Origin of the sequence: Corallococcus exercitus (assembly GCF_042231735.1) — a bacterium.
In the GTDB taxonomy this organism is placed as follows: Bacteria; Myxococcota; Myxococcia; order Myxococcales; family Myxococcaceae; genus Corallococcus; species Corallococcus exercitus_B.
This window is the reverse complement of the sequence record NZ_CP102577.1, coordinates 577079-596460: the sequence shown is the minus strand read 5'-3', so window position 1 is coordinate 596460 and position 19382 is coordinate 577079. Positions and strand designations below refer to the sequence as shown.

The following is a 19382-nucleotide window of genomic DNA, read 5'->3' as shown; positions in this document are numbered from 1 at the left end:
AACGAGGGGGGTGGGACGACCCTCCAATCCTACCAGCCCATCCCCTCCCCCGAGCCGCTTCCCTCGGCGCCGGGCGGGTGGGCATGAGCGCCGCTTCTCGCTCTGCCCCCACCTGGCAATCAGGACCAAATCAGTACTCGCCAGACTCCTTGCCTGGCCGGTCGCTGAAGAGCTGCACCCAGCGTCCGTCGAAGCCGCCGTTCTGGGGCAGGTACCACCCGCCCTGCAGCCAGAAGCCCTGCTCCTGCCCGTCGGTGTCGTCCGTCACGCCCGAGTGCACGAAGTAGTCGTGCTGCCACCACCAGGAACTCGCCGACGCCGGGTAGCCGCTGGCGCTCGTGCGCGTCTGCCCGCGCGAGTCCACCACGGTGCTCGCCCAGGCCTTGTCGCCGAACGAGCCACCGCCGCCGCCCGTGTCGGACGCCTTGTCGTTGAGCTCGAACGTGCCGAAGAACCACGCCTTCGACGGGTAGCCCTCGCGGTCGTCCTGCCCTTCAATGTCGCGCGTCTTCGAGAAGAAGCGCTGCATGCCCGCGCTCACCTCCGCCTGCCCCGCCTCGTTCACCACCGGGCTCTCCAGGAAGAAGAACCGCGGCGAGTCCGGCAGCCAGTGCGTCGCGTAGCCGCCGAACTCCCAGTGCGTGGGGAGGATGTCCGCCAGGTCCTGCAGCTCATAGGTGACGCGCTTCACCGCGGGCCAATTGGCGGAAGACCCGTTGTCGTAGCGGCTGGCCTGCGCGTCCGCCGTGGCGTAGCGCACCGGCTGCGCGTTGAACGCCGCCACCGCCGCCGCGTCGTCCTCCGGCACGAACGCGTAGTGCAGCTTCTTGCGCCCGTCGTCGTTGTTCACGTCCGCCTCCGCCTTCCCGCCCGACGCCATCCGCCCCGCGAAGAACGAGTACGGCTCCGTCACGAAGCGCAGCTCCTGCCCGTGCGGCGCCAGCAGCTTGTCTGACCACTCCGCCTGCCAGATGAGCAGGTGGCTGCCCGTGCCCGTCTGCATGAAGTTCAGGTCCGTGCTGCCCTGCCGGCGCACCACGTGGCGCTTGTGCTGCGTCACCACCGCGAACGCCACGGACTCCCCGCTGCCCGGGTTGCCCACCACGTTGCGAAGCTGCAGCTCGACGCGCTCCCAGTCGTGGAGCTGCCAGTTGCCCGCCGCGTTCTTATCCAGCGCGTGATACAGGTGATACACGAGGACGAGGTTCTTCCCCCCGTCCATGAACTCAATCAGCGAGGTGTAGAGCGTCGGCCGGATGCGCCACCTGTCAAAGGCGCTGGGCCCCGTGCGCGACGCGTCCACGTACTGGTTGATCTGCTTCCAGTGCAGCTTGTTGTTGGAGAAGTCTCCGTCCTGGTCGAAGTCGAAGTTCGTCAGCCAGTCGTAGCCGTGCTTGCCGTCGTTCGCGTTCGCGCGCTTGAAGATGACCGGCGCGTAGTAGCGCAGGAACGCCTGGCGCTGCTCCGTCGTCAGTGACCAGGCCTGCGCCTCGGCCCGGGCCGGAAGGCACAGGCCCACCAGGGTGAACAGCATGACCGCGAGGGGAGCGATTCTCGTTCGGAGGGGGAGCATGGCGGCCGACGAAACCACGGCCCGCCCCTCCCCCTCCACAAAGAATACGTGAATTCAGGTTTCAGCCAGGATTACACACTAACGCGATGCACTAGGCATCACCGGCACCTTGGGCACGCGGCCGTAGAGGAGCTGGTAGGTGTTGTAGGAGCGCAGCACGCGCTTGATGTAGCCGCGCGTCTCCGCGATGGGGATCTCCTCCACCCACGCGTCCAGGGGCAGGTCCGGGTTGGCCGCGCGCCAGCGGTTCACCGCGCCGGAGCCCGCGTTGTAGCTGCCCACCGCGTAGGGCGTGTGGCCCTTGAACTGTTTGATGAGCCCGCCCAGGTAGTGCGCGCCGAAGCGGATGTTCAGCTCCGGCTGGAGCAGCGAGTCCACAGTGAACTTCTTCACCTTGAGCTCGCGCGCCACGCCCTTCGCCGTGGACGGCATCAGCTGCGTGAGGCCCATGGCGCCGGCCCAGGACAGGGCCTTGGGATCCAACGCGCTCTCCTCGCGCATCAGCGCTTGGAGCAGGTCCGGCTCCACGCCCGCGGGCGAGGTGTGCTTCTCAATCAGGTCGCGGAACGCGTTGGGATAGGCCACCTCCCACACCGGCCGCGTCTGCGCGGTGATGCGCCCGCTCAGGTCCTTGCGCAGCGCGAGCCGCGCGATGGCGTGCGCCGATCGCGCGTCGCCGGACTGCGACAGCACCATCACCAGGAGCCGCATGGACTCTGGCGGCTGATTGGTGCGGTTCACCAGCATCAGCTCCGACGACACGGAGTCCGGGAAGCCCAGCCGCAGGAGCTCCACGCCCGCGCGGAAGTGCGGGTCGTCCCCCATGGGGCCCGCGAACATGGGCCAGGGGCTGGCGGACTCCGGCACGTCGAAGATGGACGCGGACACGCGCTCCAGCCGCTTCGGGTCCAGCTCGCCCAGCTTCGAGCGCGCCATCAGGCCGTAGTACGTGGCCGGGTGCTCCACCGCGAGCTTCTCCATCAGCTCCGCGGCGCCCTGGATGTTGCCGCGCTCCTCCAGCGTGCGGGCCCGCCAGTAGCGCGCGCGCTCCACGTCGTAGGACTCGTCCGCGTTGGCGAACTGCTGCTCGATGCGGTCCAGGAAGGAGAAGCCCCCGTCCTCCGCCTTCGACGTGCGCGCCACCCAGAACGCCTTGAAGAGCGCCTCGCCCAGGAAGTCGCCCTTGGGGTAGAGCCGGGCCACCTCGTCCAGGCGCGCCATGGCGTCCTTGGGACGGTTCGTCTTCACGTACAGGTCCGCCGCGTAGAAGAGCGCGTCGTCCGCGAACGAGTGGTCCGGGAACTCCTTCGCCAGCCGCTCGTAGGTGTCCGTGCCGCGCTGCTGATCCACGATGGAGCGCGACGAGCCCAGCACGTACAGCGCGCGGGCCAGGAGGTCGCGGTCCTTGCACTGCTCCACCACCGGCGTGAGCACCTGGATGGCGGCCGTGTGCTGGCGCTCCTTGCGCTGCCCCTTGCCGAACGCGAAGTGCGCGCGGCACGCGAGCGCGTCCGGCAGCTTCAGCGTCTTGAGCATCGGCTCCAGGATGGCCATGCCCTGCTTGTTGCGGTGCGCTTCGATGAGCGCCTCCGCGCGGCCCACCTTGGCGTCCACGGGCGGCGTCTGCCCCTTGAGGCGCTTCTCCACCTGCTTGACGATGGGCGACAGGGGCTGGCTGGCCCACAGCTTCCACAGCGCGGCCTTCTCCGCGGCCTTGTCCTTCTTCTCCACCGCGAGGTCCGCCGTGGCGATGAGCGCCTCCGCGCCCACGTTGCGGCCCCAGCCCGTCATCATGCGCTGGGTGAGCGGCGTCAGCGCCGCCATGGCGCCGTCGTAGTCCTTCTTCTTGCGCAGCACGCGCGCCAGGCCCAGGCGCGCGTCCACGTACATGCGCGAGCCTTCCGGCACCTGCTTGAAGCTCTCCGCCGCGTCGTCCAGCCGTCCCTGGGACTCCAGCGCCACACCCGCGTGCGTGAGGCAGCGGTCCTTGAGCGCCGGGTAGTCGTTGGCCAGCGCCGCCATCTCCGTCGCCGCCGCCTTGTCGTCCCCGGCCCGCACCGCCGACAGCGCGCGCAGGTAGCGCACCGGCGGGCTGTCACCCTCGCCCTCCAGCAGGGTGCGCGCCCGGGTGTACTGGCCCTTGTCGAACGCGTCCTTCGCGTCCCGCTTCTTGCCGTCCGCGAAGTACGGCGTCAGGTCCTCCAGCCCGTAGCGGCGCCCGCGGTGCACCACCGGCGTGGGCGGCACGAGCCCCGGGAAGGCCGGGTTGAACACCTGCACGTAGCCCACCGGCGACGGCGCCTTGTCCGCGTCCGGCGGCGGCGTCAGCTGCGCCTCCGACGGCGCGCTGTCCGTGCGCGTCGTGGGGGCCTGATCCGTGTCGTCGGTGGGGGCCGGTGCCGGAGCCGTGGTGGCCGGTGCCGCCGGAGCCGTGGCGGCGGTCGTGGAGTCAGCGGGGGCGGGAGCCTGCGCGGACAACAGCGCCGCGGAGGCGAGGAGGGCGAGATGCTGGAGGGAGACTTTCATTCGCGGGGGCCTCGGGGACCCTGGGAGATGCGCTCGGGCACGCCCGAGGACAACTGGGGATGGATGGAAAATTTCCAGCCCCTGACAGAGGTTAGACTGTCCGCCTGCACATGGATATCCGCACCCAGAGCGCCCTGCTTGCTTCCATCATCGGTCTGGCCCTGGGCGTGTCCATGTTGTTGCGGCCCGGACGGCCCCGGGTCCTCACGCTCTACTCCGTCTTCACCCTGACGGTCGCCGGGTACTACCTCAGCCTCTTCTTCCACAGCATCTTTCCCGCCCAGGACTACCGCTGGGTGTCGCGCATCGCACTCGGGGCCTCGGTGCTCGTCGTCTCCCTGGTGCCCGGGGCGGCGGTCGCCTTCTTCCTCGAGTTCCTGGGGGTCAGCAAGGGCGCCCACCAGGTCGGCCGGCGGCTCGCCCTCCTGTCCGGCGTGCTGGGGCTGACGGTCGCCGTTACACCCCTGGCGGACAAACCCTGGGCGCGGGTGGCGATGGGCGCCTGGGTGCTGGGCGCGCTGTTCACTTCCGTGTCCTTGCTGGTGCACCGGGTGCGCACGACGGAGTCGCGCATCGAGCAGTTCCGGCTGGCGTACCTGGCCATTGGCGCGGGCGCGGCGGTGCTGTTCAACGGGTTGGACTTCCTGTCGCGCTTCGACATCCCGTTCCCCACGCTGGGGCCGGTCTTCGCGACGCTCTACCTGTTCTTCCTCGCGCAGACGCTCCTGCGGCTGCGGCTGATGGACCTGCACGAGCTGTTGGGGAAGATCGCCTCGCAGACGGTGCTGGCCATCATCCTGGCCGCGGTCTTCACGGTGCTCACCGCGTGGGTGGACGAGAACACGTCGCTGTTCGTCTTCAACACGGTGGTGGCCGCGTTCGTCATCCTCATCCTGTTGGATCCGCTGCGCACCAAGGTGGAGGAGATGGTGGTGCGCATCTTCTTCCGCGAGCGCTTCGCCCTCCTGGGCACGCTGGGCGCCCTGCGCGTGCGCATGGCGTCCGTCATCGAGATCTCGGAACTGGCGCGCGTGGTGCTGGACGCGCTGCACGAGACGGGGCGCGTGACGCACGCGTCGGTGTACCTGATGGCGGAGGACCGGCCCGGGTACCGGCTGCTGGACTCGCGCGGGCCGCTGCCGGTGGCGCTGCTGGACACGGCCGCCGCGCGCGGCGTGCTGTTCGCGGTGGCCAGCGGGCAGAAGGCGGTGCTGCTGGAGAACATCGAGCGGCGCATCTCCGTGATGCGGGTGCAGGCGGTGGAGGGCAAGCGCTTCCGCGATGAGCTGAAGCGGCTCAACGACACGCGCGCCGCGCTGCTCCAGATGAAGGCGGGCATCTGCGTGCCGCTGATGGGCAACGACCGCGTCATCGGCTTCCTGAACCTGTGGGACGAACGGGTGCCGGAGGCGTACGCGTCGGATGAGATCGCCCTCATCCTGGAGGTCTCCGAGCGGATGGCGACGGTGCTGGAGAACTCCAAGCTGTACGAGAAGATCCGCGAGCGCGACCGCCTGGCGGCGCTGGGCGAGATGGCGGCGGGTCTGGCGCATGAAATCCGCAACCCGCTGGGCGCCATCAAGGGCGCGGCGCAGTGCCTGGACCCCAAGAAGCTGCCGGGCGAGGACGGCGAGTTCCTGGACGTCATCGTGGAGGAGGTCAACCGCCTCAACGGCGTGGTGACGGCGTTCCTGGACTACTCCCGGCCGCTGAAGCAGAGCTTCGGGCCCACCGACCTCAACGAGGTGGTGACGCGCACGATGCGGCTCATCCAGAACGACATGCCGGCCACGGTGGAGCTGGCGGTGGAGCTGGACCTGCGCCTGCCGCGCGCGGAGGGCGACGCGGAGCAGCTCAAGCAGGTGCTGATCAACCTAGTGCAGAACGCGGTGCAGGCGATGGGGCCGCAGACGGGCCGCATCACGGTGCGCACGGAGAAGCCGGAGCGCTTCGGGGACCTGCGCAGCGCGGGCGGCGAGTTCGTGGAGGTGCGCGTCTCCGACACCGGCCCGGGCATCCCGGCGGATCAGCAGCCGCACATCTTCGTGCCCTTCTTCACGACGAAGCAGAAGGGCACGGGCCTGGGGCTCGCCATCTGCCAACGCATCGTGAAGAACCACGGCGGCAGCATCAGCGTGCAGAGCAAGACGGGCGAAGGCACCGCGTTCATCATCCGGCTGCCGGCGCTCCCGTCCGAGCCGGTGGAAGGCGCATTGCCGGAGGGCACGCCCGCGCCCCCCACGCGCCCCTCGCAGCCCGCCCTGCCCGTCCCGGAGGAGCTGCGCGAACCCACACCCGTCCCGAAGCCGCCGGAGCCCAAGCCAAAGAAGGAGAAGCGCCGCCGCGCGGGGTGAGCGGGCGCCGGGCATCCCGTTTCCGGGGAAGACCCGGTAGGCTGGCGGACGCCATGCAGGCGTGCCCCTTCTGCCAGACGACGATGCGCAACACCTGGTCCCGGGGGTTGGTGCGCGACGAGTGCGGTGCGTGCGGCGCCGCCTGGTTCGAGGAGGAGATGCTGGCGAAGGTCGTCGGCGCGCCCACGCTGGCGGCCGTGTTCGAGCAGGCGAAGGGCAAGCCCGGACGGTGCAAGGGCTGTGAGGCGTCGCTCCAGTACGTCCCGGGCTGTCCGTCCTGCGGGCGTCAGGCGCCCACCTGTCCCACGTGCGGAGCGGCGCCGCTGCCGGTGGTGGAGCTGCGCGACGTGGCGGTGGATGTCTGCGGGAAGTGCCGGGGCGTGGCGCTGGACGCGGAGGAGCTGGCCCGGCTCCAGAAGGCCGCGGAGCCGGAGCCCCGCCACGAGCCGGCACCCGCCGCCGACTTCGAGCACGAGTACGACGACCGGCGGAGCCTGAACCTCTTGCCCAGGGTGCGCATCGGCGACGAGCCGGCCTGCGTGACGTGTGACCGGCGGATGGACGCGCGCTACGGCTTCGTCTGGGAGGAGCGGCTGTACTGTGGAAGCTGCGCGCCGGAGGGCTCCGCGCCCTACACGGACGAGCTGACCAAGGCCCAGCCCAGCGAGACCTACGGCCGCCGGGCCCGTCACCTGAACAACAGCGCCGCGGAGTCCGCCGTCGTGTGGCTGCTGTCGAAGATCTTCAAGAGATAACCACCTCCTAGCCTCCCACAAACCGCTTTCAATCAGAAAATATGATTGACTTCGCCCAACTAAGAAGACTTCGCGGAATAGCCCTCCGAGACCAAGTCTCGAAAGACCGCGCCCAGCTCATCAAGGGACAACCCAAAGCAGTTATCTCCCTAGCACTCCTCAGCGACGACCACCAGAATGCAATAGGTGAGCTAATTCGCCATCGCCGACTCACCTCATTCATCCCCGCCATTCTAGAAGAACTAAAAACAACCAACAAAACAACCGACAAGACATTCCTAATCAACCTCCTATGGCATCTTGGCCACCTCACGGCCATAAAACAGATGCTTGAGCTATACACAAACCAACTAAAAGGAAACCCCAACCGCCACAACTATCTTCGGCGAATCGAGTCACTCATTGCCTCAAACACACCTCTCGCCCGAGGTGGCGTGCTGCATGCGCTAGCAACAGGAGGCGAACCAGTTCAACTGCTAGCTGCTCGTTGGACGTACCCTATCGATCCAAGGAAAACAATTGAGACACTGGAACGCCTTGCATTTGATGCCCCGGACAGCATCAACGAAGAAGCAGTCCTACTTCTGGCCCAGTACTCCCCCCTAGCGGCGATAGACTACCTTCTAAGCGACCGCCCTCGAATCAGAATCTCCAATGCACTGACCGCAATAACCTCAGCCTATACAGATCCGGACGCAGCCATCCCCCCAGAATGCTTTGAACTCCTTGAGGAAAGCACCACGGAAAGCGTCGCCCTCGCCGCACAGATTTATGGAACAACCCATGGTCGTCGAGGCTCGTTAGAGAATCTCAAAAACACCATCTCCCGTATCGCCGCCGCCCATTCAGACGCCACGCCCTCCGAGCTGATTGAGCTAATCCCCAAGCCTGCCATAAGAACACTTCTCGCCCTGAATGACCCAGCATGGACAAACCACATCCAGGCCATCCTCAATCATCCAGGAAAACACCACGAAGCGCGGCAATTGGCAATTAGCTCCAAAAGCACACTTGGGCTCAAGCTACTGGAGACAGAACTTAAAAGCGCTTCTCCTCAAGCCCGAATTGGCATCGCAATTACCGCGCTTCTCGGATACCAACACCAAGCCGGCAACTTCATCGCCGCAATCCTTGAGTCAAACAGCGCATCTGCGATTTCCAAGGCACGAGAGCTTGGTCAAAAATACTGGCCTGGTCGAAGCCTTGAGGAAGTCGCGACCTCTACGGTCATCCCGCCCAAACTTTCTACTCCTGCCGCCAAGGAGACTGGCACCAGCCACCTGCAAGAGCCGCCCGGCGACACAAGCGCAAACGATCTCTCGCTTGGCCACACAGCAGCAATTGAAAGCCCTCTACCCCCACCTCAGGAGGCAAAAGGCCCTACACGCTCATCTGCCAACACTACACATGTTCCGATAGCTGACCAGCGCGAAAATTCTCTCCCAATCTCGTTCACCCCCAAGCCACGGCAGACCACCACACCTATTGGCTCTTTCGAGCGAGACGTTTCGCGATCTAAATACTCTGGCTCGCGAATTGAACGGGATTCAGAGGTTGTCCGTAAAGTAAAAGCAGCAGAGAACAATGCCTGCCAAATCTGCGACCGAAAACTTTTTGACTACATTGATGGCCACCCATACTCCGAAGCCCATCACGTCCATCCATTAGGGGCAGGCGGAGCCGACTCCGAGTCAAACGTCGTTTGCCTGTGCCCCCTGTGCCACCGACTCCTGCATCTTGGTGCCATCGGAGTCACTGCCGAAGGGCAGATTATTTGCACATCTGGACTCACAGAACCGTTGCGTACGCATCTTCGAACAACGTCAGAACATAAGATTGACATTGAATCCTGGCGCCATCACTGGCTGTCAATGTTTAGGCGCCCGGAAGGCGTAGCGTTCTCCGCTAACGACACAGCCGCCGGAGAATGAAGAAAACCCGCCTACGCGAAATCAAAAACCTACTATCCATAAAACACTGTGGGCGCACACCGAAGTAGCGCACGCAAAAATTCTGTAAGCCATCGGCACAGACCTACGCCTGCGCCACCGCCAGTTTCCCTTGCGTGGCCTCCCAACGGGATGGGACGTGGCGAACTGCCACGTGATGGATACCCCCGCCGGGCTGACGGCGTTCGTCCACAACAACGCCAATTACGTCAACGCGCTGGCCGGCACGTCGTTTCTGGCGCCTTCGGGGGACACCGCGAACTGTTACATCCTTCCCTACCCCTCCTAGCGCACCAGCTACTTCATCTGGTCCGGAAAATCTACCGGACGTCTAGCCCCGGCAATGCCTGCCCCTCGTCGACCTGGCTCGACGGGGCCGACTGCTTCGTCATGCCGCTGCCCTGGGGCTCGACGCCCGTCAAGTACGCGAACAGTCTCTACATCACGCCGCTGCCCTCGTACCCCATCAGAGGCTTTGATGGCGCTCATTGCTATGTCGGCGCGGCTCCCGCCAGCCGCACGGCGTCCATCTGGGGCTCGTCCTTCTATCACAGCCACTGAGGGCTGGCTCAGACACCGTGTCATGGCGGGATGTCATTCCCGGCACCGCGTTCCCTGACAGGCGGTCCAGCGACAGGCCGGGGCGGGTTGGCGCTTCCCTCTGAAGCCCGGCGCCCTCCCCTCCTGGCCCTTGTCTTGCTCAAGGCCTCCCTGTTCCAAACAGGGAGGTTTTGCGTGAACCGTGTCATGCAGCAGAGGTCCGTCCAGGGCCTGTCCGTCCTGCTTGTCTTTGCGTGTGCCCTGACGGCCGCGCTGATCGTGAACCAGGGGTTCATGGCCTTCGTGACTCCGAGCCCTCGGGACACGTGGGCCGCGGCTTCAGCGCCTTCAGACGGTCCTCCCGCGCCAGCGTTGGATGAAGCGCGGCTGGCACGGCTGACGGGGCTCCCGTTCGCCACCGCGGTGGCAGTGGAGGTGGATCCTGAGCGACCGCCGGACCTCCGCCGGAGCACGTTGGGCATCCGGCTGCTGGGGACGCTGGTGGCGCAGGATCCCCACTGGTCCATGGCCTCCATCCATGAGCTTCCGGCCGGCAGCGCGCGCAGCCTGATGCTCAGTGACACCATCCAGGGCGCCCGCGTCTTCGCCATCGAGCGGGAGCGCATCCTGCTGCTGGTGGACGGGCGGCTGGAATACGTCGACGGTTCCGGAAGCGTGGCGCCCGTTCCGGTGAACGTCCACCCCGGCGCCGTGCTGGGCCGTGGCATCCGCGAGACGGGCGCGGACACCTATGCCGTGCCCCGCGAGGACGTCACCGAGGCGCTCACGCACCTGGATGAGCTGATGATGCAGGCCCGCGTCGTCCCCTCCTTCCGCGACGGCCGCCCCGTCGGCTTCAAGCTGTTCTCCATCCGTGAAGGCTCGTTCTACTCACGGTTGGGGCTGCGCAATGGTGACGTGCTCCAGCGCATCAACGGCCTGGACCTGGACAGCCCGGACAAGGCGCTGGAGGCCTTCAACACGCTGCGCGAGGCCCGGCGCATCGAGCTTCAAATCGAGCGCGGCGGCGCGCCGGTCCGGAAGGTCTTCGACGTTCAGTAAATCCCCTGTAACCCCTTTCCAGGGCGCTGCGTACATGTCGGCAACCCGCTGTTCCCGACCTGACCACGGAGCCATCCCATGAGCCTCTGGAGCCCCGCCGCCCGCGACGCCTTCCGCGCCCGCATCACGCCCAAGCCGGCCCCCCGCCCGGAGGTGGCCCCGAAGGCCGCCCCCGCCCTCAAGCCGCCGCCCGCGCACCTGCGGAACCAGGACTCGTTCACCCCGTCGGGCCCTGGGCGCAAGAGCCCGATGCCGGAGCTCAACCCCCGGGCCATCCACACCGGCTACGACAAGCCCCAGCAGGCGGAGGACCTGCCGTCCAAGAAGACGGGCACGGCCATCCTCACCATCAACACCGCCACGGGCGCGGGCGACGAGTACAACAGCAAGACCAACCGCAAGGCCCAGGCCGAGCTCATCAAGGACTCCGGCGCCACCGTCGTCGCGTTCCAGGAAGTGGACGTGAACGTCAAGCGCAGCGGCGACCGGAACACCGCGCTCGACATCGTCGCCGGCGTCGACCGGGATTTCGCGGTCTTCCTGGGAGAAGACAGCCCTGAACCCGTGGACATCTACGCGGAGGCTCCCGAGACCGCCATCCGCGAGGGCGTGGACGGCACCACCCTCTACCAGACGCCCGGGGGCACGCTCGTCACGGGCGAGGCCTTCTCCGGCGATGACCAGGAGGGCGGCATCAAGGAGGACAGGGGTTCGGATGCCACCTACGGCAACGCCACCTACGTCGCGTCTCCGGATGAGCTCACCGAGGCCTATACCGTCGCGCTGCCCACCCGCGTCGGGGGCAAGGGCGCCGCCTCCGCCGACGAGCTGGCCGCCCTCGCGGACGGCAAGCTGACGCCCGAGGAGCGCAACCAACTGCACGACAACAACGAGGTCCTCCGCCACAACGACGCGTCGGAGCCGCGCGCCGCGCTCGTCACCCGCGTCAAGGGGCCGGACGGCCAGGAGCGCACCATCATCAACGTCCACGTCGCCGCGGGTGAGGAGAACAAGGAACTGCGTGACGCGCAGCTCGCGTACATCGCGCAGCTCGCCGCCGCCGAGGCCAAGGGCCCGCCCGCGCGAGACGTCGTGGTGATGGGCGACCTCAACACCTCCACCTCGGAGGTCCAGGAGATCTTCGGCCAGTACGGCCTGCAGCGCGCCGTGGGCGGCACGAGCGGCGACCCGGATGAAATCGAGGACTTCGACCAGGTGTGGACCACCGCCGGCGTGAACACCCAGAACAGCGCCCAGGTGGATACCCGGGACACGTCGGACCACCCGCACGCCGGCTACACGGAGATCAGCTGATCAGGCCTGCGCCGCCGCCAGCTTCTCCTGCGCGGCCTCCCACCGGGCATAGAGGTCCTCCAGCTCCTCCTTGCCCGCGCGGTGCGCGTCCATCAGCGGCTTCGCCCGGGCGAAGTCGTTGTAGAGCACCGGATCCGCGAGCTGCCCCTCGCGGTCCTTCTGCTCGGCCTCCACCTTCGCGATGCGCTCCTCCAGCTTCGCGATCTCCTTCTTGATGGGGCCCTCCACCACCGAGCGCCGCTGGCGCGCCTCCGCCTCCAGGCGCTTGCGCTCCTTCTCCGACACCGGGCCCGCGCCCGCCGCCGCGCCCTTCCCGTTCGACGCGCCCGTGTCCGCGCCCTCCGCCGCCAGGCGCAGCTGCTCCTGGTGGTAGAGGTATTCGTCCAGGTTGCCCGGGTGCGACGTGAGCTTGCCGTCCGCCACCTCCCAGACGTGCGTGCAGAGGTTGTTGATGAAGCTGCGGTTGTGGCTCACGAACAGGAGCGTGCCGCCGTACAGCTTCAGCGCCTCGATCAGCATCTCCGACGAGTCCAGGTCCAGGTGGTTCGTCGGCTCGTCCATCAAGAGGAAGTTGGACGGGATGAGCAGCAGCTTCGCCAGGGCCACGCGCGCGCGCTCGCCACCGCTCAGCACGCCAATGGGCTTGTCCACGTCGTCGCCGCTGAAGAGGAACGCGCCCAGCACGCCGCGCACGTAGCTCTCCGGCTTGTCCGCCGCCAGGGGCCGCACCTCTTCAATAATGGTGTTGCGGCGGTCCAGCTTGTCCGCGTGGTGCTGCGCGTAATAGCCCACCACCACGTTGTGCCCCAGCGTCACCTTGCCGGTGTCCGGCGCCAGCTCCCCCGCGACCATCTTGAGCAGCGTCGTCTTGCCCGCGCCGTTCGCGCCCACCACGGCGATGCGCTGCCCCCGCTCCAGCCGCGCGTTCAGCCCGTCGTAGACGGTGAGCGCGCCGTAGCGCTTGGTGATGCCCTCCATCAACACCACGTCCCGGCCGCTGCGCTCCACTTCCGGGAAGCGGAACTTCATCGTCTGGCGCTCTTCCAGGATCTGGACCTTCTCCAGCTTGGCCAGCATCTTCGCGCGGCTCTGCGCCTGCTTCGCCTTGGTGGCCTTCGCGCCGAACCGGTCGATGAAGCCCTGCAGCTCCGCGCGGCGCTGCTCCACCTTCTCCGCGCGGGCCTGGAGGAGCACCATCTCCTCCGCGCGCTGGCGCTTGTAGTCCTCGTAGTTGCCGGCGTACTCGCGCACGCCCTCCATCTCCAGCGACACCACCCGGTTGATCTGCCGGTTGAGGAAGTCGCGGTCGTGGGAGATGAGCACCATCGCCTTGTTGGAGCGGCGCAGGAAGCCGTCGAACCACGCGAGCGTGGGCACGTCCAGGTGGTTCGTGGGCTCGTCCAGGAGCAGCAGGTCCGGGTCCTGGAGCAGCAGGCCCGCCAGCGCCGCGCGCATGCGCCAGCCGCCGGAGAGCGCCTGGGTGGGCTTGGACAGGTCCGCGTCCTTGAAGCCCAGGCCCTTGAGGATGCGCTCGGCGTGGTGGCGGCCGTAGCGGTTCTCGAAGTCGTCCAGCTCCGCGTGGAGGTCCGCCAGCGTCTGCGCCAGCTCCAGCTGCTCCTCCTCGTCCGTGCTGGCCGCGAGCGCGGCTTCCGTGTCCTTGAGGCGCGACTCCAGCGAGTCCCGGCCGGGCACGGTGCTCATGACGGCTTCCACCACCGTGCCCTCCGGCAGGCCGGCGATCTCCTGGGGCAGGTAGCCCGCCCGGGCGCGGCGGCTGTACTGGACGGTGCCCCCGTCCGGCTGGCTCACCCCGGCGATGATCTTCATCAGGGACGACTTGCCCGTCCCGTTGGCCCCCACCAGGCCCACCCGGTCCCTGGGACCGAGGGTGAAATTGTCCTCGTCGAAGAGGACCTTCTTTCCGTAGGCGAGGCTGATGTCCTGGGCGATGACGAGGCTCATGGCGGAGGGGGGAGATAACAGCCGGGAAGCCCTACGGGAACGGTTCTGATGCCTGCTTGACTGCCCAGGGAGCACATCTCCCCGGTTGGGCGGAAGGCGGGGCTTGCCTATACTCCCGGCACCCATGGCCGCCCCCTGCCCCCACTGCGGTAGTACTGAAGGTCAAGATCACCTGTGCGCGGCGCAGAGTCTCCAGCTCCTGGGCCAGGTGCTGGACGGCCGGTACAAGATTGAAAGCGTCCTGGGTCAGGGCGGCATGGGCATGGTGTTCCGCGCCACGCAGACGTCGGTGCAGCGCCCGGTGGCCGTGAAGACGCTCAACCCGTCGCTTGCCGCGGCGCCCCAGTTCTTCGAGCGCTTCCGCCGCGAGGCGGAGATCGCCAGCCGGCTGCGCCACCCGAACGTCATCACCATCTTCGACTTCGGCCGGGCGGCGGACGGCACCTGCTACTACGTGATGGAGCTCCTCAAGGGGGAGAGCCTCAAGGAGCTGGTGAAGCGCGAAGGGCCCATGACGCTGCGCCGCGCGGTGAACCTGCTGGAGCAGGCCACGCTGGGGCTGGCGCACGCGCATGAAGAGGGTTGCGTCCACCGCGACCTGAAGCCGCACAACATCATGGTCCAGGCGCTCGACGGGAAGGACTTCGTCAAGGTGCTGGACTTCGGTCTGGTGAAGGCGCTGGAGCAGGACGAGGAGGAGCAGCTCACCTCCACGGGCCAGGTGCTGGGCACCCCGCAGTACATGCCGCCCGAGCAGGCCGGCGGCGAGTCCGTGGACCAGCGCTCCGACCTCTACTCGATGGCGGGCGTGCTCTACTTCTGCCTCACGGGCAGCTCGCCCTACGGCGCGAACACGGTGCGCAAGGCGCTGACGGCGTCGCTGACGCAGCCCGTCCCCCCGGTGAACAGCAAGCGCCAGGGCGCGCCGGTGCCGCCGGAGCTGGACGCCTTCTTCGCCAAGGCGCTCGCGCCGGAGAAGGAGGACCGGTACCAGAACGCGCAGGAGTTCATCGACGCGCTGCTGGACGCGGTGGAGGGCCTGTCCCAGGAGGAACTGGACGCCCACCCCACGGGCGGCACGCCGGGTGCGGAGCGAGGCACGGGCAGCCGCAGCCGCGCGGGCTCTGGCAGCCGCGCGGGTTCAGGCAGCCGGCTGGGCTCTGGCAGCCGCGCGGGCCGTGCGCCGGCCCCGGGCAAGACGGGCTCCCGGATGGGCCTGGCCCCGCAGCCCCGGGGGACCACGCCGGCGGGAGCGCAGGCACCGGCGCCGCGTGGGACGTCCAACGCGCACAGTCCGGCACCCGTGGCCGCGAACCGGGCCCGTCCGCCTGCCCCCCGCCCCGTGGAGCCGGAGCTTCCGCCGCCGCCCAAGGGCATGTCCGCGGGTGTGAAGGCCGCGATCATCGGCGTGCCGCTGCTGCTCATTGGCGCGGGCGTCGCGGTGGTGATGGCGCGCGGGGGTGGCGAGACGGCACCAACGCCGGCCCCCGTGGCGATGACGCCTCCGAAGGCGCCCGTGGATGCGCCGCCCGCGCGGGTGCAGGAGCCGGCGACGCCTCCTCCGGCCGCGCTGCCGCAGGACGTGACGGTGGAGTTCATCTCCACGCCCGCGGGCGCGGCCATCTTTGATGGCGATGTGCAGATCGGCACCACGCCCACCAAGCTGCTCATGCCGCGCTCCAAGGTCACCGAGCTGCGCTTCAAGCTCGCCGGGCATCAGGACCAGGAGAAGACCCTGGACTACAGCCGGCTCGCGGACACGGCGGAGCAGCGCGTGAACGTGCGGCTGGATCCGGTGCGCGCCGCGCCGCCGCCCCGGCCCACGAAGCCCGCGAAGTCCGGTGGCAACGACCCGGGCATCGGCGTCTTCGAGTAGGCCCAGCTCCGGGGCCCGCGGCCTCCATCCCGGCAAGCCGAGCCATCTCCCAAGGTTCGTCAAGGATACAGCGCCCACCCGCAGGAGGAACGCCATGCCCTGTCATACCGGCTGCCCATTCGACCCCGGAGAATACAGCGAAGGCCCCATCACCAACGCCGGCTACCCGGTGCTGGACATGTGTGGGAAATGCAGGAGTGCCTTCAGCAAGGACTATCGCGGCTTCTGCTCGAACTGCGGAGAGCTCGTTCCACGGGAGTGCCTGACGAACTGCTGCGGCGCCGACATGATGAGACAGGTCCGCGCGGACAGCTTCTTCGTCAAGGAATGGAACAAGGATCCGCAAAGGACCCTGGGCTCCTATGTGGATATGAGCATCCATCTGGCCCAGCTGGCGATCCATCACGAAATCGATTTGATGGTGTATCTGGGTGAAAGCCTGACGCTGGTGAAGCGATGCATGAACTGGTTCGTGAATGAGAAGCTCGAGGAAGCAGGGGTCGCCAGGAGGCTGCCCGGGGTCAAGGTGAGCGGCTCCCTCACGACCGGAGGGGAAGGCGCCAAGCCCTCCGTGGCATGGCAGGAGTACCTGATCCGGAAGCTGGAAAAGGGCATCGAGCAAGCAAGGCAGTGGAACCCCAGCGGCCCGACGAACCTGAAGGTGGGCGTGACGGACTACGCCTCGAGCGGAAGCAGCTTCAAGGTCCTCTGCAAGTTCCTGAGTGGCTTCACCATCCCGGGAGTGGAGAAGTTCCAGGTCGTGATGTTCTGCAACAAGCAGGAGCAGAGCAAGCTGGAGAACGTCATCCGGGACTATGACGACAAGGGGAAGTTCGCCAAGGTCCTGTTCATCCCCTACGACGACTTCCTCTCGGACAACAAGCTGGGCGGTGACGGCCCCAAGAACTTCCTGGGCCGCGGTGCCATCAAGCGGCGCTGGGACGACTTCGGGGAGAAGCGGCGGTACGTCACCCTCGAGACCGGCGAGGCGTCCCTCGAGGATGAGTACTTCGACAAGATGAAGCTGGAGATCCACACCCTGCTGCAGTCGGGCCAGTTCATCCGGAAGTAGCGGAGACCGAGCAGGGGGTGACGGCCACGGTGCCGTCTCCGCCGGGCGGAAGACGCTCAGTGGCAGAAGACGAGCTCGGGGTACAGCGGCGAGGCCGTGTCCAGCAGTGGCCGCGGCTTGCCGAGCAGGTGCTGGTCGAAGAACGCTTTGACATAGGACCGGGTGATGGCCTGGGTGCGCTCCCCGGGGGTGCTCGCGCCGATGTCGATGCCCAGGTGGTCCGCGAACAGCCCGACGTCGGTGAACGACGCGTGCACCGTGCCTGCCACCTCGAGCCAGCGCTTCCACCCGGTCATCTGCTGCCAGTCCCGCTCCCAGGGCGTGTTCACGCCGGGCTGGCACAGGGTGGGCGTGAGCTGGTGGCTCAGGATCATGAATGGCCGGGACAACCCGGGGGCGAGGAGCGGGGTTTCCGTGGTGCCGTCGATGTCGATTCCGGCCTGGATGCGGGAGTCATTGACCATGGTGGGAAGGGTGCTCGCGCCCCCCACGGAGTGGCCGGCCATGCCGACGCGGGACGGATCGAGCAGGTGTGCGCCACGCCACTTCGCGTGCGGACCGGTCAGCGCGTCCAGCACGAAGGACACGTCGGCCGCCCGGCCCTGCTCCAGCTTCTGCCAGAAACCGGGGTCGTGCGGGATGTCGCACGAGGCACACCCGGTGACGTGTCCGTCGGGGAAGCTGGTGGCAAGGGTCTCATGGGTGTGGTCCACCACCGCCACGACGTAGCCGTGGCTCGCCAGGTCCTCGGCGAGTGCGCTGAGCGTGGCACGGGGCTTTTTGTAGCCCGGCGACAGCACGACCAGCGGCAGGCTGTGCGCCCAACCGGCCGGCCACGCATCGCGGACGGAGTGGGTCCGCGTCCTGCTCAGCAGGTCGGGCGGCACGTCGGGGAGACCGCTGTCCGCGAGCAGCGCCGCCGACTCCGCCGGGGTCATGTACCGCGCCTTCGGACCGTGCGCCCAGAGCGCCGGGTAGAAGAGGGAGACCATCAGCTCCCGGTAGCTCACCGAAGGCACCCACGGGTCGGGGCGCGAGGTGTCCTTCAGGTACAGGGAGGTGCTGCCGACCGGCTGTCGGCCGGTAGGTTCGGGGAGGGAGGGCGCCGTGTCCGCCGCGGCGGGCGATGCGCACAGGACAAGGGTCAGTACGGTGGCGAGCGAGAGACCGCGCATGGGTGTCATTTCCTTGCAGGAAGGGTGGCACGGCTGCCGCACCTGCCGGACCCGCTGCGGGTACGGCAAAAGGCTGGCATCCGCTTGTGGAACACCGGCTCCGACCTGAACAGTCACTCATGACGTGCAAACGGAACGCTGCCGGCCGAGGCAGCGAATCTCGCTGTAGACGTGCAACTGAAGTGCCCCCGGTTTCGTGGAGTTCCACTCGCTGTGCGAAAAGGGTTCCCACGGTGCCGAAGTCACGCCCCCAGCAGCAACGGCGAAAGCAGGCCCGCTCGCGAAGGCGAGCAATGCCCCGCATTTGATACAGGTTGGGTGCCTCCGCTATATGTTCCGCGCGCCTCGCGTTGAAACAATGCGACCTCCTCTGGCAACTGCCCGCCGCAAGGGGACGATGCGCGGCGTCATATTTCACGGAGAAACATCACATGATGAAGAACCTGCGAATGATTGTGGGCCTGGCTGGCGGTGTCGCGCTGCTCGGCACGGGCTGTGGTGTCGATGCCCAGGAGGAGCTCTCCATGGGCTCCGAGCAGCAGCCCACCCTCGAGCAGCCTCGCTTCCATCAGGAGTCTGTCTATACGGTCTGCTGGAGCCAGCTCGGTATCTACAGCCAGCCCAACACGTCCTCCCAGATCGTGTTCGTGATGCAGTACGGCAACCACTTCAACACCGACAGCTCGGTGTTCTCGTCGAACGGCGAGAACTGGGTCCGTGGCCAGCTCTACTGCTACGCGCCCTATACCTGCATCGGCGGCTACGGCTACGTCCGCTGGGCTGGCCTCTGCTAGTCATTGATTGAGGCAGGTGGGTGGCGAAGCCAATGCCGTCACCCGCCCCTCCCATCCGCTTCGGCACGGGTGGATGACAGGTCCAGGCCCTCCGGGTTAGGGTGCCGGGCGAGCTGTCGGGCCGGCGAACCGCGAGTCATCCATGAGCGATTTCCCCCCGAAGCCCGATGTGTCGTCCCCTTCCCTGCCGTTGGAGCCCGCCCCTCCGGAGCGCCGCCGGGGCCGCGTGCTGCTGGCCGCCACCGCCGCGAGCGCGGCCTTCACGATGGTCGCGTGCGGCATGGGCATGACGACCAACCCCGCGCCGTGCGTCTATGACGGGGGCCTGATTGACAATGATTGCGACCCGTCCAATGGCACCGACAATGCCCCGAGGGACGCGGGCACCGACGCGGGGACGGACGCGGGCCTGCCTCAGAACCCTTGAAGG

14 protein-coding genes are annotated in these 19382 nt (G+C 67.4%); 10 read left to right on the top strand and 4 right to left on the bottom strand.

Going from position 1 to position 19382, the window contains the following annotated elements:
- Nucleotides 1-130: 130 nt before the first annotated feature.
- Together NR792_RS02500 and NR792_RS02495 are read right to left on the bottom strand one after the other, a co-directional pair.
- A complete protein-coding gene (locus NR792_RS02500; RefSeq protein ID WP_375758462.1) occupies nt 131-1573 on the bottom strand; it encodes a hypothetical protein in 1443 nt (480 codons plus the stop codon).
- Between the two features lie 78 nt (nt 1574-1651).
- On the bottom strand, nt 1652-4099 hold the full coding sequence (locus NR792_RS02495; RefSeq protein WP_375758461.1) for a transglycosylase SLT domain-containing protein: 2448 nt from the start codon (nt 4097-4099) through the stop codon (nt 1652-1654).
- Between the two features lie 110 nt (nt 4100-4209).
- On the opposite strand from NR792_RS02495, the gene NR792_RS02490 reads away from it, so the two are divergent.
- The 6 genes from NR792_RS02490 to NR792_RS02465 all read left to right on the top strand — a co-directional run bounded on the left by NR792_RS02490 (nt 4210) and on the right by NR792_RS02465 (nt 12073).
- On the top strand, nt 4210-6453 hold the full coding sequence (locus NR792_RS02490; protein WP_375758460.1) for an ATP-binding protein: 2244 nt from the start codon (nt 4210-4212) through the stop codon (nt 6451-6453).
- Between the two features lie 53 nt (nt 6454-6506).
- Nucleotides 6507-7208 carry a zf-TFIIB domain-containing protein gene (locus NR792_RS02485; RefSeq protein ID WP_375758459.1) on the top strand — a complete coding sequence of 234 codons (702 nt, stop codon included), beginning with the start codon at nt 6507-6509 and terminating at the stop codon, nt 7206-7208.
- A gap of 41 nt (nt 7209-7249) precedes the next feature.
- Nucleotides 7250-9139: an HNH endonuclease gene (locus NR792_RS02480; RefSeq protein ID WP_375758458.1), complete on the top strand. Its 1890-nt coding sequence runs from the start codon at nt 7250-7252 to the stop codon at nt 9137-9139.
- Nucleotides 9140-9311: 172 nt separating this feature from the next.
- Nucleotides 9312-9446, top strand: coding sequence for a hypothetical protein (locus NR792_RS02475; RefSeq protein WP_375758457.1), 135 nt, complete (start codon nt 9312-9314; stop codon nt 9444-9446).
- 302 nt (nt 9447-9748) lie between these two features.
- Nucleotides 9749-10759, top strand: a complete 1011-nt coding sequence (gene gspC, locus NR792_RS02470; protein WP_375758456.1) for a type II secretion system protein GspC — start codon at nt 9749-9751, stop codon at nt 10757-10759.
- A gap of 78 nt (nt 10760-10837) precedes the next feature.
- Nucleotides 10838-12073, top strand: a complete 1236-nt coding sequence (locus NR792_RS02465) for an endonuclease/exonuclease/phosphatase family protein (protein WP_375758455.1) — start codon at nt 10838-10840, stop codon at nt 12071-12073.
- Here the strand turns inward: NR792_RS02465 and NR792_RS02460 are convergent, their stop codons facing one another.
- Nucleotides 12074-14035 (bottom strand): ABC-F family ATP-binding cassette domain-containing protein, encoded by a 1962-nt coding sequence (locus tag NR792_RS02460; protein ID WP_375758454.1) that lies wholly within the window; start codon nt 14033-14035, stop codon nt 12074-12076. It abuts the gene before it with no gap.
- 124 nt (nt 14036-14159) lie between these two features.
- Here NR792_RS02460 and NR792_RS02455 point away from each other — a divergent pair, with 124 nt between their 5' ends.
- Both NR792_RS02455 and NR792_RS02450 read left to right on the top strand, forming a co-directional pair.
- Nucleotides 14160-15911 (top strand): serine/threonine protein kinase, encoded by a 1752-nt coding sequence (locus tag NR792_RS02455; RefSeq protein ID WP_375758453.1) that lies wholly within the window; start codon nt 14160-14162, stop codon nt 15909-15911.
- Between the two features lie 94 nt (nt 15912-16005).
- The gene (locus NR792_RS02450) at nt 16006-16983 is read left to right on the top strand and encodes a hypothetical protein (RefSeq protein ID WP_375758452.1); all 978 of its coding nucleotides are present in this window, start codon (nt 16006-16008) and stop codon (nt 16981-16983) included.
- Nucleotides 16984-17039: 56 nt separating this feature from the next.
- Here the strand turns inward: NR792_RS02450 and NR792_RS02445 are convergent, their stop codons facing one another.
- A complete protein-coding gene (locus NR792_RS02445) occupies nt 17040-18158 on the bottom strand; it encodes an alpha/beta hydrolase family protein (protein WP_375758451.1) in 1119 nt (372 codons plus the stop codon).
- Between the two features lie 431 nt (nt 18159-18589).
- On the opposite strand from NR792_RS02445, the gene NR792_RS02440 reads away from it, so the two are divergent.
- Together NR792_RS02440 and NR792_RS02435 are read left to right on the top strand one after the other, a co-directional pair.
- The gene (locus NR792_RS02440; RefSeq protein WP_375758450.1) at nt 18590-18952 is read left to right on the top strand and encodes a hypothetical protein; all 363 of its coding nucleotides are present in this window, start codon (nt 18590-18592) and stop codon (nt 18950-18952) included.
- Nucleotides 18953-19094: 142 nt separating this feature from the next.
- Entirely contained in the window at nt 19095-19379 is a 285-nt protein-coding gene (locus tag NR792_RS02435; RefSeq protein ID WP_375758449.1) for a hypothetical protein, read from the top strand.
- Nucleotides 19380-19382: the final 3 nt, after the last annotated feature.

Bases quoted from the DNA above. Each gene is read 5' to 3' on its own strand.
- NR792_RS02500 (WP_375758462.1), bottom strand. From the start codon at position 1,573: ATGCTCCCCCTCCGAACGAGAATCGCTCCCCTCGCGGTCATGCTGTTC.
- NR792_RS02495 (WP_375758461.1), bottom strand. From the start codon at position 4,099: ATGAAAGTCTCCCTCCAGCATCTCGCCCTCCTCGCCTCCGCGGCGCTG.
- NR792_RS02490 (WP_375758460.1), top strand. From the start codon at position 4,210: ATGGATATCCGCACCCAGAGCGCCCTGCTTGCTTCCATCATCGGTCTG.
- NR792_RS02485 (WP_375758459.1), top strand. From the start codon at position 6,507: ATGCAGGCGTGCCCCTTCTGCCAGACGACGATGCGCAACACCTGGTCC.
- NR792_RS02480 (WP_375758458.1), top strand. From the start codon at position 7,250: ATGATTGACTTCGCCCAACTAAGAAGACTTCGCGGAATAGCCCTCCGA.
- gspC (WP_375758456.1), top strand. From the start codon at position 9,749: ATGTCATTCCCGGCACCGCGTTCCCTGACAGGCGGTCCAGCGACAGGC.
- NR792_RS02465 (WP_375758455.1), top strand. From the start codon at position 10,838: ATGAGCCTCTGGAGCCCCGCCGCCCGCGACGCCTTCCGCGCCCGCATC.
- NR792_RS02460 (WP_375758454.1), bottom strand. From the start codon at position 14,035: ATGAGCCTCGTCATCGCCCAGGACATCAGCCTCGCCTACGGAAAGAAG.
- NR792_RS02455 (WP_375758453.1), top strand. From the start codon at position 14,160: ATGGCCGCCCCCTGCCCCCACTGCGGTAGTACTGAAGGTCAAGATCAC.
- NR792_RS02450 (WP_375758452.1), top strand. From the start codon at position 16,006: ATGCCCTGTCATACCGGCTGCCCATTCGACCCCGGAGAATACAGCGAA.
- NR792_RS02445 (WP_375758451.1), bottom strand. From the start codon at position 18,158: ATGCGCGGTCTCTCGCTCGCCACCGTACTGACCCTTGTCCTGTGCGCA.
- NR792_RS02440 (WP_375758450.1), top strand. From the start codon at position 18,590: ATGATGAAGAACCTGCGAATGATTGTGGGCCTGGCTGGCGGTGTCGCG.
- NR792_RS02435 (WP_375758449.1), top strand. From the start codon at position 19,095: ATGAGCGATTTCCCCCCGAAGCCCGATGTGTCGTCCCCTTCCCTGCCG.